This window comes from Rhodococcus sp. NJ-530, from assembly GCF_003860625.1.
Classification (GTDB): domain Bacteria; phylum Actinomycetota; class Actinomycetes; order Mycobacteriales; family Mycobacteriaceae; genus Rhodococcus_F; species Rhodococcus_F qingshengii.
The window spans coordinates 1,744,175-1,758,447 of sequence record NZ_CP034152.1 but is presented as its reverse complement, the minus strand read 5'-3'; the positions used below and the strand labels follow the sequence as shown (position 1 = coordinate 1,758,447).

The window sequence follows — 14,273 nt, the reverse complement described above, 5'->3', positions numbered from 1 at the left end:
GTCGACCGGGGCCACGAAGAGACTACGAACGTCGCTGGGAACCGAGTCCGATGACGGCTCGGGCGCGGATGCGCGCGGCTCGCGCCGCGTCGGCTCGGCAGGGCGCACCGGCTCCCACAATCCTGCTCCGGCGTCTTCAATCTTGTCGGCCATCTCGCCGCTCCCCCTCGTCGATCCCACAGCTACCAGACAGCTAGTAATTCGCCAAGCTGCATCGTAACTGTTGCCCGCCCCTGACGTACCTACCGGTAATACCTACAGGCCGGTCGGCAGCCACCCACGGTACCTCGAGAGGATCAGGTGAGTCCCGCGTAGGAGTGCAAGCCGGAGACGACCATGTTGATGATGAAGAGATTGAACAGCATCGCAACAAAACCGGCGATGTTGATCCAGGCGGCCTTCGTCTCCCGCCACCCGGAGGTTGCCCTCGCATGCAGGTAGGCCGCGTAGATCACCCAGGCGATGAAGGACATCGTCTCCTTCGGATCCCAACCCCAGAAGCGTCCCCACGCAGCTTCCGCCCAGATGGCACCGAGGATGACGCCGGCGCCGAACAGCGGAAACGCGATGATCGTGCTCTTGTACGCCAAGCGGTCGAGAGTCTGGGCATCCGGCAGTCGCTCTGCGATCCGGCCACCGATGCTCGTGCCTTCCTCACCGGGCGGGAACTTCAGTCGCAGCAGGAACAGAAGGCTCGCGATACCGCCGATCATGAAGATTCCGGAGCCGACGCTGACGATCGTCACGTGAATCGGAAGCCAGTACGAGCGTAGCGCCGGCACCACGGGAGCCGCGTCGGCGTAGAGGACCGTGCCGGCGAGGAACATCAAGATCAGAACCGGCACCAGCAAGAAGACCCACATCGGACGGTACGCCGGCTTGATCAACAGGACGTGCCCGACCAGCAACGACGCCGCACACGCCATCGCCACGAATTCGTACATGTTGCCGAGCGGGAATCGTTCCGTCGCAAATCCGCGGAGCACGATCGACGCGATGATCAGCACCGTTCCGACGACCAGGACAGCTCGGCCCATTCCGCCGAATCGTTCCGAGAGCGACTTGCTCGGAGTCTCCGCGACCCTGCCAGGCACGGATGCGTCGACACCGCCGGCGGAGACCAGTTCCTTGTCCTGAACCGCCTTTGCTCTGGCCGACGCGTACTGCACGATGAGCAGCACAAACGCCAGCACGAGCACGGTGAAGGCGGACTTGAAGGCCCAGTCGCTGTACTGCGCGAGTGTCTCGTTCGTTGTCATCGGGCGTTCTCCTGCGCGTGCGGTTGGTTCACCGCGGTGGTCGGATTGCTTTTCAGCAAGCGGTCGGCGAGGCGGTCGAACTCGTCGCCCCAGCCTGCGTGGTCGGTGCGGGCAAGCCCACCAAGTTCTACTACAGTACGTCGTTCGTCATCTGGATAGATACGTGCCCAGACGCGGCGACGCTTGATCACGAGCGAGACGAGTAGGCCCGCCATCATGGTCAACGCCGAAACCAACACCCACACCTGAGCGGGATCGTGGGAGACCTGCAGGTTCACGAAGTCGACGGCACCATCGAATCGCACCTGGGTTCCGTCGGCAAGCGTCGCGCTCTCCCCCGGAAACAGATTGACTCGATCCTGCTTGACCAGTCGGCCCTGATTGATCAGTTCGGTGTTGAGTTCGAACAGCGATTGCGGGTTACCGGTATCGAGTCCGGTGTCGCCCTTGTAGATGTCGATGGCGACTGCCGGATCGTTCATCGCCGGGTAGCTCGACGACAGCAGGTTGCCGTGGAACAGCGCGGTGGGCGCGAACAATCCTTCGATGGCAATCTGATTCTTCCGACGCTCGTCCGCATCGGGATACATGCCGCCCGGCGGGTCGAAGCGCATCGCGCCACTGCTGAGGAACGTCGTGGCGTCGTCCGGACGCCACTGGAGCGTCTCGGTGCGGGTCTCACCGTTCGGGAACGTGACGGTGAATGTCGGCGCGTATCCGTGTCCCTGCAGGTACACACGATCGCCGGCGATCCGCAGTGGGTGGTTCACCTGGATGGTCGTGTCCCGCCAGGTATCGGACTCGAGGTCGTCGCCTGCCTGGTACGAGATGTCCGAGGTGAACATCTCGGCCTGACCGGTCTCGAGGTAGTCGGCCTGGAAATTCTTCACACGTACACACAGCGGGGTCATGCCGGTGCCGTCGAGGCTCAGACCGGCGACGAAGGAGTCGAACACTGCCGGCGAGGTCGTGCAGAACCCGGGGCCGTCGTTGGCGATGACGATGCGATTGCCCTCGTAGCCGAACAACTTGCCCGCGGCGATCGCGATCAACAATCCGACCAGCGAGAGGTGGAACACGAGGTTGCCGAACTCGCGGAGGTATCCCTTCTCCGCCGAGATGGTGATCTCGCCTTCGCGTCGTGATTTCGAATCGCCGCGACGCGTTTCGACGCGCCACCCGCGCAGTTCTTTCGACACCCGGGCAGCAAGTTCGTCAGGAGTCTCGCCGTCCACGACGCTCGTGGTGTGGTGCGGCAGGCGAGCAAGATTGCGCGGCGCATTCACCGGACGGGTGCGCAGCGCCTTCGCGTGCTCCACGCAACGCGGCAGGATGCAGCCGACCAGCGAGATGAAGAGCAATGCGTAGATCGCGGTGAACCAGAAACTGCTGAACACGTCGAACAATTCGAGGCGGTCCATCCACGGACCGAGCGTCGGACGCGCGGCGATGTAGTCGGTGACCTTGCCCTCGTTGAGGGTTCGCTGTGGCAGCAGGGCGCCGGGGATCGCAGCGAGCGCGAGGAGGAACAGCAGTACCAGCGCGGTCCGCATCGAGGTGAGCCCGCGCCAGGTGTTGCGCCCGAGTGCAACGACTCGACCGATCACCGACTGCTTCGGCAGCACGGGTTTCGGGTGGTCGTTATTGTCGTCAGCTGTCATATCGGCAGCGTCACCTCCGAGATAAATGCGTCGCGAACCCAGCCGACGAACTGGTCCCACGCGCCGGTGACGAGGGCGATTCCCACTGCCACCAACATGATTCCGCCGAAAATTTGAATGGTGCGTGCATTACGACGCAACCAGCCGACGCCGGTCAGCGCGCGCGCCGATCCCAGCGCCAAGATGATGAACGGCAGGCCGAGTCCGATGCAGTACGCGACGATCAACGTGACACCACGCGCGGCGGTCATCCCGTCGGTTCCCGCCGCTACGGACATCACGCCTGCCAATGTCGGACCGAGGCACGGCGTCCAGCCCAGAGCGAACACTCCCCCGAGCAGCGGCGCACCCACCAGTGACGACACGCGACGCGGTTCGAAACGAACGTCCTTCTGCAGCGCCGGAATCAGCCCGATGAAGACGAGACCCATTGCGATGGTGACGACACCGCCCACTCGCATCAGGACCTCGCGGTTGACGAGCAGCGTGGAGATCACGCCGAATACCGACGCGGTCGCGAGGACGAACACAACGGTGAAGCCCGCGACGAACAGTCCGGCCGCACCGGCCACCCTCAGTCGACTGCTCCGGGTGATCGTCCGCGTCTTCGCCTCTTCGGCGGTGATCGCGGGAGCGTCGGCACCGACGACGCCGGCCAGGTAGGACAGGTAGCCGGGAACGAGCGGCACGACGCACGGTGAAGCGAACGACACCAGACCGGCGAGCACACAGGCGCCGAGGGCGAGCAGAAGCGGACCGGACGACGCCGCGTTCTGAAACGCTTCGCCCACACCGGCACTCAATGTGTCGCTGCCGGCCAGCAGCGTAGTGGTCGTGGTTGTCATCTTTACTGCGCGTCTTCCTGAGCTACTCGCTGGACGACGGGCAGCAAATCCTCGGCGAGAAGTTCTTGGAGGAACACCGCGGCGACGCGATGCTGGCGGTCCAGGACGATCGTCGTCGGAATGACCGACGTGGGGTAGCCGTCACCGAGGGCGATCAGCGAACGCATCGACGGGTCGTAGATCGACGGGTACGAGACCTTGTTGTCGACCACGAAGTCCTGCGCTTTGTTCTTGGTGTCGTCGCGGACGTTGATGCCGAGGAACTGCACGCCCGAATCCTTGGTCTGCTCGTAGACCTGTTCCAGGTCGTCGGCTTCGGCGCGGCACGGTCCGCACCACTGACCCCAGACGTTGAGAACGACGACCTTGCCCTCGAAGTCCTCGACACCGACCTTCTGACCTTCGTTCATCAGATCGGGCCCGGAGAGCTTGCCGATGGTGCCTCGGTCGGACGGCGGATCGTAGAAGATCTTGGTTTGTCCGCCCGGTGAGACGAAGTCGAAAGTTCCGCCCTGTGCGACGGCGTCGTCGCCGGTCGCGCAGGACGAGAGAATAAGCATCGCCGACGCAGCGGCTGCGAATGCTGCGGCGATGCGGCGCGAAATCATGCTCCTGTCACTCTCGGGTCGGAGGCGCCGGCAGGTTCGGAGTAGACGATGTCGACCAGGGTGTCGCCTTCGTAGACCAGTGACGTCAACGACGCCAGTCCACACTGACGGTGACGGGGGTCGTGCCAGAGACGCTCACCCTGCAGGAATCGACGCAGAGTCCAGACCGGAAGCTGATGGCTGACGACGACGGCTTCGTGTCCGACTGCCGCGACGCGTGCGGCATTGACGGCTGCGAGCATGCGATGGGCGATCTGCAGGTAGGGCTCGCCCCAGGACGGGGTGAACGGGTCACGCAGTTTCCACCAGTGACGCGGACGCGAGAGCGCACCGTCCCCGACGGCAACCTTGAGACCCTCGAACTCGTTGCCTGCCTCGATCAGGTTTTCGTCCGTGACGATGTCGAGCTTGTGTGCCTCGGCGATCGGAGTCGCGGTCTCTTGTGCCCGCTGCAGCGGCGACGCGACCACGTGGGTGATGTCGTGATCGGCGAGCACCGACGCGACCGCACGAGCCTGAGCTTCGCCCGCCACCGACAACCGGAAACCCGGGAGCCGTCCGTAGAGGATCCCGCGCGGGTTGTGTACTTCGCCGTGGCGCAGGACGTGGACGATGGTGCGGGTGGACGTGTGGTCGGGGTGATCGGCGTCGGTCACAGTCGAGGGTCCTCGCTGAAGATGATGGATGTCGGAAGCGTGCGGGTGTTCTGGAACTGGAACTGCTCAGGGCTTGACGGCAGCAGCCGCGGCCTTGGCTGCGTGAGGCATGGCGTCGGCGATGATCGAGAAGGCTCGATCGTCGAGGGCTGCGGAGACGAACCACGCTTCGAACGCGCTCGGCGGCGGGTACACGCCGCGGGAGAGCAGTGCGTGGAAGAAGGCGGGGAATCGCCAGGTCTGCGCGGCTTTGGCTTCGTCGTAGTTGGTCACCGTGTTCTCGGTGAAGAACACGCTCACCAAGGTGCCTGCGTACTGCACTCGGTGTTCGACGCCTTCGGCGGTGAGTGCTTGGGTCATGAGGTCGCCGAGGGCGGTCGCGTTCCGGCCGAGCTTGGCGTACACCTCGGCGTCGGCGGCGCGAAGGCTCGCGAGTCCGGCGGCGACGGCGACAGGGTTACCCGAGAGGGTGCCTGCCTGGTAGACGGGACCGTCCGGTGCGAGGTGGCCCATGATGTCGGCGCGGCCGCCGAATGCTGCGGCAGGCAGGCCGCCGCTCATGACCTTGCCGAAGGTGTAGAGGTCGCCTGCGACGTTGTCGATGCCGTACCAACCCGAGGCACTGACGCGGAATCCGGTCATCACCTCGTCCATGATCAGGAGTGCGCCGTGCTCACGGGTGAGACGACGCAGACCCTCGTTGAAACCGGGAAGCGGTGCGACGGCGCCCATGTTTCCGGCGGCAGCTTCGGTGATGACACACGCGATGGCCCCGGGATTGGCCTCGAACGCCGCGGCCACCGCGTCGAGATCGTTGTAGCGCACGACGATGGTGTCTTCTGCTTGAGCGCCGGTCACGCCGGGAGAGGTCGGCAGCCCGAACGTCGCGAGGCCGGATCCGGCGTCGGCGAGAAGGGCGTCGACGTGGCCGTGGTAGCAACCGGAGAACTTGACGATCTTGGTCCGCCCGGTGAATCCGCGGGCGAGGCGGACTGCGCTCATCGTGGCTTCGGTTCCGGAGTTGACCAGGCGAACCTTTTCCACGGGCGCGACGCGGGCGACGATTTCCTCGGCGAGAGCGACTTCGCCTTCGGTCGGCGCACCGAAGGAGAGACCTCCGAGGGCTGCTTCGCGAACGGCTTCGACGACTGCCGGGTGAGCGTGCCCGAGAATCATCGGACCCCAGGACGACACCAGGTCGACGTAGTTGTTTCCGTCGACGTCGGTGAGGGTGTAGCCGGATGCTTCGCGAATGAATCGCGGTGTTCCGCCGACCGAACCGAACGCGCGGACGGGCGAGTTGACGCCACCCGGAATCACGTTGCCGGCACGTTCGAAGAGCCGAGCGGAGTTCGTTGCATGCACGTCGGGATCACCGGAAGACACAGTCACGGCTTCCAGTGTCCCAGTTCTGTCGAATCTGACAACGACAGGGTGTAGGACTTCGGTGCTCGAGGCGAGTTTTCCGGTCGAACCGGGCCCCGCGTGAGACGATTCCGGGCATGAAGCGACTGTTGACGACGCTGATGGTCTCGGCTGCGATTCTTCTCACATCGTGTGGTTCGGACGCTTCGAACGACGACCAGGCGACAGTTTCGTCGCCGCCGAGCGCCACCGACTCGGCTCGAACCACCGCGGCGACGAGCACCGACCCCGCGTTTCTCGGCGGGTGTTCGGCGGTGTCCGTCTACGTTCAGCAGCGTGTTCAGAGCGGCGACACGTCGACCCAGACGGCGGGCGCCGACTTCCTGAAGATCGTCGAGAACGACCCTTCGTACCAGGCTATGTCCGAGAGCGAGAAGGAACTCTTCCGCCAAGGAATCGAAGCGGGTGCCGCGGGCTCCTGCTGAATGTGAGGTTGGGATCGAACCGGGTTGCCCGCGGTGCGCTACGCGCTATCGTCGGTTCCATGGCCACCACAGCGGACCACCTCAGGACAACACTCGACGGACGCTGGCGGGAGGTGCGTGAGCGCGTTCGCGGCGAATTGAACGACGAACGTTTTGCTCCGCACTACACACCCAACACCGCCATTGCGCGCTCCAAGGCTCTCGAACAGATGCGGGTCCTCGCCGATCTCGGGTACGCCGCAAACGGTTTCGCCGTCTCTCACGGCGGAACGGGCGACGCGGGTGGCGCCGTCACCAGCATCGAGATGCTCGCGATGTCCGACCTCTCACTGATGGTCAAGGCCGGCGTCCAGTGGGGTCTGTTCGGCGGCGCCATCGAAAACCTCGGCACCGAGCGTCACCACCAGGCGTACGTCAAGCCGCTGATCGATCTGGACCTGCTCGGTTGCTTTGCGATGACCGAGACCGGTCACGGCAGCGACGTCCAGGAACTCGAAACCACGGCGACCTACGACGTCGAGACGGGCGAGTTCGTCGTCAACTCCCCCACTCCGTCCTCTCGCAAGGACTACATCGGCGGCGCTGCCCAGCACGCCACCGTCGCAGCGGTGTTCGCACAGCTGATCACCGGAGGCGAAAGTCAGGGCGTCCACTGCTTTGTCGTGCCGATTCGTGACGACGCCGGCAACGACCTCCCCGGCGTCACGACGTCCGACTGCGGGCTCAAGGGTGGACTGCCCGGAGTCGACAACGGCCGCATCGTCTTCGACCAGGTCCGCATCCCGCGTGAGAATCTACTCAACCGTTACGCCGACGTCGCCGAGGACGGCACGTACAGCTCGGCGATCGAGAACCCGAACCGTCGTTTCTTCACGATGGTCGGCACACTGGTTCGTGGACGTGTCACCGTCGGTGGTTCCGCGGCAGCGGCCGCCCGCGTCGGATTGGCCATCGCCGGTCGATACGCCCTGCAGCGCAGGCAGTTCAGTGCTCCGAAGAGTGACGACGAAGTCCTGATCATGGACTACCTCGTCCACCAGAAGCGTCTGCTGCCGTTGATCGCCCGCTCGTACGCTCTGCAGTTCGCACAGAACGAACTCGTCGCCGCGATGCACGACATCCAGAGCAGCGACGACCCGGATCCGCAGGAGCAGCGCGAACTCGAAGGTCGCGCCGCCGGACTCAAGGCCGCCAACACCTGGCATGCCACTCGGGCCATCCAGGAGGCACGCGAAGCCTGCGGCGGCGCAGGCTATCTCGCCGAGAACCGCCTCACCGCACTCAAGGCGGACACCGACGTCTTCACCACGTTCGAGGGTGACAACCACGTTCTGACGCAGTTGGTCGCAAAAGAACTCCTCACCTCCTACGCCGACGAAGTCCGCGGCATGAGCCCGGTCGACTGGATGCGCTTCGCCGCTACGACGGTCTCCGACGTGGTCAAGAAACGCACGGCAGCGCAGCAGATCCTGCAGACGATCGTCGACACTCGCCAGGACAACGAAGAGGACGGCAGCCTCTTCAATCGCGGCACCCAGATGAAGATGTTCGAAGACCGCGAAGAGTACCTACTCGCCACTGCGGCAAGGCGATTGCAGGCAGCGCAGAAGCGCGAGGAGAACCCGTTCGACGCGTTCAACTTCGTGCAGGACCACGTGCTCAAAGCCGCTCAGGCGCACATCGAGCGCGTCATCCTGGAAGCATTCGTCGCCGGCATCGACTCGTGTGAGGACGAGACCGCAAAGGAACTCTTCGGCGAGGTGTGCGATCTCTACGCACTGTCCGTGATCGAAGAGGACAAGGCCTGGTTCATGGAGCACCGGCATCTGTCGGTGGAGCGTTCGAAGGCCGTGACGCGCGGAATCAACGAGCGTTGCCGCACCCTGCGCCCCCACGTCGAGACACTGATCGACGGGTTCGGCATTCCGGACATCCTGCTGGGGTCCGCGATGCTCGACGGACCGGGCACCGACGCGGTACGGCTGAAGTAAAGGGTTCGGGTGGGGTCGGCAATCGCCGGCCCCACCACACTCAGTGCGCTGCTGCCTTTTTCGACTGGCGAGAGGCGAGCAGTCCGGTCAGGCCGAGTGCCGCGACCAGCCAGATCCCCAGAACGAGCAGGTGCGGTCCGGCGCCGTTGCCACTGAAGTAGATGACGGAGCGGATGGGCTCCATGGCTGCCGATCCGAGCCAGAACGAATGGATGTGCTGCCAAAATCCCGGCAGGAACGACACCGGAATGGCACCACCCGAACTCGGGAAGTTGATGAAAACGAGCACCGTCAGCACCGCGAAGATCGCGGCTTGGCCGAGCAGTCGATTGAGCAGGATGCTCACCGCACCGACGGTGAACGTGTAAACCATCGAGATTCCCAGCAGTTGCAGGATCTGGCCGAATGACGCCCCGAAGGCGTGCATGAAGATGCTGGTGATGCCGAAGGCTATGAGCGGGGTGAGTATCGCCGCACCGGCCAGGATCGAATACTGCTCTCGCAACCGCATTCTCGGCGCAACCTGACTGAGCACCGTGATGGTCAGGTAGCCACCGAGGGTGCAGACGATCAGGAAGTAGAAGAGTCCGACGGTCGAGGAGTCTCGCGCCGTGACAGGCGCCGAGTCGATCACCGTGACCTGCTGCCCCGTCTGCTCCGCAACCGAATGCGCCAAGCTGCTCACCACGGAAACCGTCGAGGCGCCCGCGCCGGTGGCGATATGTGCGGTCACGGTGTCACCGATCTCGATGGCGCCGATCGCATCGCGGTTGTCGATCCGAGAGAGTGCGTCGGCGGCGTTGGCTGTGGCAACGATGTCGAACTTGCCACCCGACGAAGCCTGGATTCCGTCGATCAGCGGGGCCGTGACGGACGGCGACCCGACCACCACGATCGGTGCCTGATTCGGCGTCGGCGCATGGAAGGCGCTGACGTAGCACAGGCAGAACATGATGACGAAGAACAACGGAAATGCGAGTCCACTGCCCACCATCTTCCAATTGGTCGGCGGATCGACAACTTCTTCGCTGGGTACTCGGACGTCGGTATCTGTCATATTCCACGCTCTCTTCACTAACCGCATCTAGCTGTCAACACCGTTGACAGACTCAACAGTCAACACCGTTGACACGTTATAGTCAACGCCGTTGACAACGCGGTCGGCGAGCGAGCACGGAGGTCGATGTCGTGACACCCACGAGGCACACGCCAGAGCAGGAGCAACCCTCGACATCCGAGGCGATTCGCGCGGCGGCGTTCCAACTGTTCGGCGAGCACGGGTTCGGCGGCACGTCAGTTCGCGCCATCGCCAAAGTTGCCGGAATCGATCCGGCCCTGGTCATCCGGCATTTCGGGTCCAAAGAAGCACTGTTCCTGGAAACCACGCCGGTTGCGGACTACTTCGAAGGCCAGTTCGACGGCCCACTCGACACCCTCGGTGAGCGAATCGCCGCCTTCGTCCTGGGCAAGGCCGACGCCCGGATGCTGTCGGTGTACACAGCGCTCATGCGAGCGTCGGACAGTCCACGCATCCGGGAGCGACTCAGAGACATGACCGGAGTATTCGCCACCAATCTCGCCGCTCGTCTAGACGGCGAAGACGCGTACACCCGCGCACTCCTGGTCTCCGCCCAGGTGTCCGGGCTGTTGAGCGTCCTCAGCGACGAGAGTATCCCCCAGTCCGCAGATCGCGACGAGTTGGCAAAACTCTACGGCCGGGCGATGCAGACGCTGATCGATCAGTACTGAGCGATGACCTCCTCGGCAAACCGCCGAACGGAGTCGAGTCGCCCCTGACGATCACCGGCGTCAACTCCGTAGCGATACCAGGGCAAAACTCTGATTTCCGTGACTCCGAGAGTCTCGAGTTCGCGATATCCGTCCAGATCACGAACATCCGTCGGCGAGACGTTGACGCCGAAAGGAACATCGGCACGACCGTACTCGACCCGCAATTCCGTGAGACGATCGATGGCGCAGGCTAATTCGGCTTTGGTCGTGTTCACCGACATCCAACCGTCAGCCAGCCTGGCTGCACGACGCAACCCCGGTTCGCTGTGCCCACCGATGTAGATCGGAACCGGAATCTCCGGAGCAGGACTGATCATCAGAGCGTCGAAATCGTAGTGCTTGCCGTGGTATTCGACCCATTCCGGCCCACGTCCCGCACACACCGCCTTGATGATCTCGATGGCTTCGTCGGTACGCGCACCGCGGGTGCGCATCTCGGTACCGGTGAAGGTGAATTCCTCGGGAATCCAGGACAAACCGACGCCGAGAGCGACGCGGTTCCTCGACATCACGGCCATGGTCGCGACCTGCTTGGCCGTCAACAGCGGATCGCGCAGTGGAAGTTTGAACACGTTGGTGTAGAACTGAATTCGCGATGTGACGGCCGCCATCGCCGCCATGGCAATGAACGGATCAGGCATCGGCGTCTCGGGCGCCCACATCCGCTTCCCGTCAGCAGTGTACGGGTACGGCGCCGACACCTGCTCCGGATAGAACACGGAATCCGGCATCGCGATTCCGTCGAACCCCACCTCTTCGGCGACCTGCGCCAACTCGCACAGTTCCAGGGCGTCGATCATCGCACCGGCCAAGGACCACTTCATCGTTCCACCGTTTCGCCGTTGGGCGAGATCCAAGCGCCGCCCAAGAACATGATGTCGGTGATGTTGCGTACGACGCCGTGAACATTGCCGTCCCATGCGGTCAACACCGACGCCGGCCCCCAGATCACGTAAGGCACAGTCGCGTTGGCGTACTCCTGCACCTTGCTGATCGCCTCACGGACAGCATCGTCCGTCGATGCCGTCTGCACAGCTGTGATCATCGCGTCCATCTCCGGGTCCGCGAAGCCGGACGGGTTGTTCTTCGAATCACTGGCCATACTGTTGTACAAATTGAGGTACGGCGCTTCTTCTCCGACCGGAGCGCCACCTCTGGTCATGTCGAAATCGTGGTCCTTGTATACCCGTCGAACCAGATCGGTCACATCGGTCGCGTAGTCGATGGTGACGTCGAAACCGATCGCGTTCAGCGACGCCTGAACCGTCAGTGCCGTCGCCTGTTGGCTCGGCTCCGAGGTGGTGAGGTAGCGGAGTTTCCCGTCGTACCCGTCGGACTTCGCTTGATCGAGCAGCGCCTTTGCCTTCACCTGATCGAACGGAATGCCTGCTGTGTTGTTGTACCAACGTGACGTCTGCGGGACCAGTTCGGAACTGGCGGTGCCCAATCCGTTGTTCGCCCTGGTATTGACCGCCGCCGGATCCACCCCGTAGGCGATCGCCTGACGGACGCGAACATCAGCCCCGGGCTTGCCCTCACGGTTGTTGATCGTGCCGATCCCGTTCTGTCCGGTCGGACTGAGGTAACCCGAGTATCCGTCGTCGAGAGCTTGTTCGATCACGGCCTCGTCGCGGAGGATGTACGTCATGTCGATCTGGCCGCTCTTCAACGATTCGTACTGAGACTGCGCACCCGACGTGGGAACAAACCGCACTGTGTCCAGTGGAGGTTTACCGCCCTGATAATCCGTGCGTGCGGCGAGTACCAGTTCTTCGTGCGGGGCGAACTTGGCCAAGGTGAACGGACCCGCCCCGATCGGTGTGAACGCTCCCTCCCCGGTTCCTGAAACCGACCCTGCCTCTCCCCCTGAACTTCGCGCAACGATCATTCCGGGCCCGAGCGACAACAGCGCCGGGAATTGACGCCAGGGCCGCTCGAGCACGAATTCGACTGTGGTGGCGTCGGGCGTCTCGATCCGATCCACGATGTTGAGCCAGGTCTGCGATACATCACCCTTGCCTGCCACGAATCGATCGATACTCCACTTCACCGCTTCCGCGTCGAGCGGACTTCCGTCGCTGAAGGTGAGGCCATCAGCCAAAGTGACGGTGTACGAGGTGAAGTCGCTGTTGTTCGACAGTGTCTTCGCGAGTTGTGGCACGAAGCTCCCGTTTGTGGAGTCGCTGCGTACCAGCGTGTCGTAAATCGCGGCCATTTCGGTTCCGCCGGTCGAACCGGCGGCTTGCGTTCTCGTGGGGTCCAACGAGGAAGGGAACGAATAGGACCCGAAGGTGAGAACACCGCCGTCGATCCGCTCCCCCACATCTGGGGCGCCCACAAAACCAGCTGCGCCACTACTGCTCGGTGAAGCCGATCCCGAGTTGTCCCCACTGCTCGACGCGCAGCCGGCCAACATCAATGCACCGGCAAGCCCGAGCGCGACAAAGCGAGGGCCGAACCTAATCTTCCTGGTGTACATACGTTCCCAATCTCCGTCAGCGTGTCAGATCTTGACTACCTTCGACGTCGGGATCGGGTGCGAGTCCGCCTTGATCCAGCGCAGCGCCCATGTCCCTCGGCATGCGAATCGGTGTCGATCCAGTTGCCATAACCCGGATCCTTCGCCGCCACGACGATTGTCATGGTGCCGTCGTCGTTGAGCTTCGCGGTGTGATTGTTGATGTAGATGTTCGTGCGGTTGTAGTCGAGGGACTCGACCCAGAAGTTCTGCAGCACGAAGTTGAAGTACTCGCAGTTCGGAACCTCGGTCTCGATGACCCACGCCTCGTCCTCGGCGAGCTTCCAGTAACCGTGGAAGTAGAAGATCGTCGGATCGCCGCCGGCATCCTGGAAGTAGTCCTGTCCCCAGTCGAAGATCTCGTTGGTGTGCGGCTGGAATTTGCGCGACCATTCCAGGAAGGTCTCCGCCATCCCCTTCACGATCCCGACGGACTTGGTGAGGCGCTCGCCGATCTCTTCCGGAGTCAACGGGACGAACTCCCCGTCCGGGTTCAGGCATTCGATGGTCAGATCACCGACAATCTCGTTGCGTCGATCCTGGTGAGTTTGCCGAACGGAGATGAGGTTGCTGTCGGGCGCCAAAGGCAGCCAAGCGCCCTCATCGGGCTTGTCGACGCTCGCGATGAACTCGAAACGGCCGTTCTCGTCGACCTCGAGGTCGTGGATATGCAGATCGCCGGTCTGCAGCATGGTGCCGTCGATGTGGTACCGATTTACGCGCGAGCCGAAGGTGATCAGCGGGACGGTGCCTCGGGTGCCGATGATCCGGTAGTTGTACTTACCGGAAATGTTGGCGCGCATGTAGACGTTGTCCGGGTTGTCGGCACCGATCTTCGTCATCATGTTCGGGTTCGGAGCCGACGAGAACTGCGGCCACCGTGGATCGGTGTACTCGACACAGTTGATCGTGCCGTACCGAAGCAACCGACTCAGGTAGCGGACGCCCTCGGCTTGAGTCAGCGGATCCTGAGGGACGATCTCGTCTTCCAGGACCTTTCCGACCTCGAGCAGATCTGCGCAGAACTTTTCCCAAACAGCATTCATGTGAATCTCCTTGTTTCGGTTGGGGCTTCGCCCTGTGCGCCTTTTTGG

Annotated in this window: 13 protein-coding genes; 3 read left to right on the top strand and 10 right to left on the bottom strand. The window is 63.2% G+C overall.

Going from position 1 to position 14,273, the window contains the following annotated elements; all coding sequences use genetic code 11:
* Window positions 1-296 precede the first annotated feature (296 nt).
* The 6 genes from ccsB to hemL form a co-directional block, all read right to left on the bottom strand.
* On the bottom strand, window positions 297-1,259 hold the full coding sequence (gene ccsB / locus EHW12_RS08240; RefSeq protein ID WP_047268895.1) for a c-type cytochrome biogenesis protein CcsB: 963 nt from the start codon (window positions 1,257-1,259) through the stop codon (window positions 297-299).
* Window positions 1,256-2,920: a cytochrome c biogenesis protein ResB gene (locus EHW12_RS08235; RefSeq protein WP_042453041.1), complete on the bottom strand. Its 1,665-nt coding sequence runs from the start codon at window positions 2,918-2,920 to the stop codon at window positions 1,256-1,258. Before EHW12_RS08235 ends, ccsB begins: the two co-directional genes overlap by 4 nt.
* A complete protein-coding gene (locus EHW12_RS08230; protein ID WP_007735278.1) occupies window positions 2,917-3,765 on the bottom strand; it encodes a cytochrome c biogenesis CcdA family protein in 849 nt (282 codons plus the stop codon). The genes EHW12_RS08235 and EHW12_RS08230 overlap by 4 nt, the downstream gene beginning before the upstream one ends.
* A gap of 2 nt (window positions 3,766-3,767) precedes the next feature.
* A complete protein-coding gene (locus EHW12_RS08225; protein ID WP_042925638.1) occupies window positions 3,768-4,373 on the bottom strand; it encodes a TlpA disulfide reductase family protein in 606 nt (201 codons plus the stop codon).
* Complete coding sequence (locus tag EHW12_RS08220; RefSeq protein WP_003941868.1) at window positions 4,370-5,029, bottom strand: histidine phosphatase family protein; 660 nt, start codon at window positions 5,027-5,029, stop codon at window positions 4,370-4,372. The genes EHW12_RS08225 and EHW12_RS08220 overlap by 4 nt, the downstream gene beginning before the upstream one ends.
* 66 nt (window positions 5,030-5,095) lie before the next feature.
* A complete protein-coding gene (gene hemL / locus EHW12_RS08215) occupies window positions 5,096-6,421 on the bottom strand; it encodes a glutamate-1-semialdehyde 2,1-aminomutase (protein WP_064074192.1) in 1,326 nt (441 codons plus the stop codon).
* 110 nt (window positions 6,422-6,531) lie between these two features.
* Between hemL and EHW12_RS08210 the strand changes: the two genes are divergently transcribed.
* Window positions 6,532-6,879 (top strand): hypothetical protein, encoded by a 348-nt coding sequence (locus EHW12_RS08210; protein ID WP_125050485.1) that lies wholly within the window; start codon window positions 6,532-6,534, stop codon window positions 6,877-6,879.
* Between the two features lie 59 nt (window positions 6,880-6,938).
* Entirely contained in the window at window positions 6,939-8,870 is a 1,932-nt protein-coding gene (locus tag EHW12_RS08205) for an acyl-CoA dehydrogenase (protein WP_024487810.1), read from the top strand.
* Between the two features lie 40 nt (window positions 8,871-8,910).
* On the opposite strand, the gene EHW12_RS08200 is transcribed toward EHW12_RS08205, so the two are convergent.
* Window positions 8,911-9,927, bottom strand: coding sequence for an ABC transporter permease (locus EHW12_RS08200; protein ID WP_125050484.1), 1,017 nt, complete (start codon window positions 9,925-9,927; stop codon window positions 8,911-8,913).
* A 131-nt stretch (window positions 9,928-10,058) separates the two neighbouring features.
* Between EHW12_RS08200 and EHW12_RS08195 the strand changes: the two genes are divergently transcribed.
* On the top strand, window positions 10,059-10,619 hold the full coding sequence (locus EHW12_RS08195) for a TetR family transcriptional regulator (RefSeq protein ID WP_003941925.1): 561 nt from the start codon (window positions 10,059-10,061) through the stop codon (window positions 10,617-10,619).
* Here the strand turns inward: EHW12_RS08195 and EHW12_RS08190 are convergent.
* The 3 genes from EHW12_RS08190 to EHW12_RS08180 are packed head-to-tail and all read right to left on the bottom strand — an operon-like array spanning window position 10,610 to window position 14,225.
* The gene (locus tag EHW12_RS08190; protein ID WP_125050483.1) at window positions 10,610-11,485 is read right to left on the bottom strand and encodes a TIGR03619 family F420-dependent LLM class oxidoreductase; all 876 of its coding nucleotides are present in this window, start codon (window positions 11,483-11,485) and stop codon (window positions 10,610-10,612) included. The genes EHW12_RS08195 and EHW12_RS08190 overlap by 10 nt on opposite strands.
* Window positions 11,482-13,140: an ABC transporter substrate-binding protein gene (locus EHW12_RS08185; protein ID WP_039973476.1), complete on the bottom strand. Its 1,659-nt coding sequence runs from the start codon at window positions 13,138-13,140 to the stop codon at window positions 11,482-11,484. Before EHW12_RS08185 ends, EHW12_RS08190 begins: the two co-directional genes overlap by 4 nt.
* 35 nt (window positions 13,141-13,175) lie before the next feature.
* Window positions 13,176-14,225: a hypothetical protein gene (locus EHW12_RS08180; RefSeq protein ID WP_241199124.1), complete on the bottom strand. Its 1,050-nt coding sequence runs from the start codon at window positions 14,223-14,225 to the stop codon at window positions 13,176-13,178.
* Window positions 14,226-14,273: the final 48 nt, after the last annotated feature.

Bases quoted from the DNA above. Each gene is read 5' to 3' on its own strand.
- ccsB (WP_047268895.1), bottom strand. From the start codon at position 1,259: ATGACAACGAACGAGACACTCGCGCAGTACAGCGACTGGGCCTTCAAG.
- EHW12_RS08235 (WP_042453041.1), bottom strand. From the start codon at position 2,920: ATGACAGCTGACGACAATAACGACCACCCGAAACCCGTGCTGCCGAAG.
- EHW12_RS08230 (WP_007735278.1), bottom strand. From the start codon at position 3,765: ATGACAACCACGACCACTACGCTGCTGGCCGGCAGCGACACATTGAGT.
- EHW12_RS08225 (WP_042925638.1), bottom strand. From the start codon at position 4,373: ATGATTTCGCGCCGCATCGCCGCAGCATTCGCAGCCGCTGCGTCGGCG.
- EHW12_RS08210 (WP_125050485.1), top strand. From the start codon at position 6,532: ATGAAGCGACTGTTGACGACGCTGATGGTCTCGGCTGCGATTCTTCTC.
- EHW12_RS08205 (WP_024487810.1), top strand. From the start codon at position 6,939: ATGGCCACCACAGCGGACCACCTCAGGACAACACTCGACGGACGCTGG.
- EHW12_RS08200 (WP_125050484.1), bottom strand. From the start codon at position 9,927: ATGACAGATACCGACGTCCGAGTACCCAGCGAAGAAGTTGTCGATCCG.
- EHW12_RS08190 (WP_125050483.1), bottom strand. From the start codon at position 11,485: ATGAAGTGGTCCTTGGCCGGTGCGATGATCGACGCCCTGGAACTGTGC.
- EHW12_RS08185 (WP_039973476.1), bottom strand. From the start codon at position 13,140: ATGTACACCAGGAAGATTAGGTTCGGCCCTCGCTTTGTCGCGCTCGGG.
- EHW12_RS08180 (WP_241199124.1), bottom strand. From the start codon at position 14,225: ATGAATGCTGTTTGGGAAAAGTTCTGCGCAGATCTGCTCGAGGTCGGA.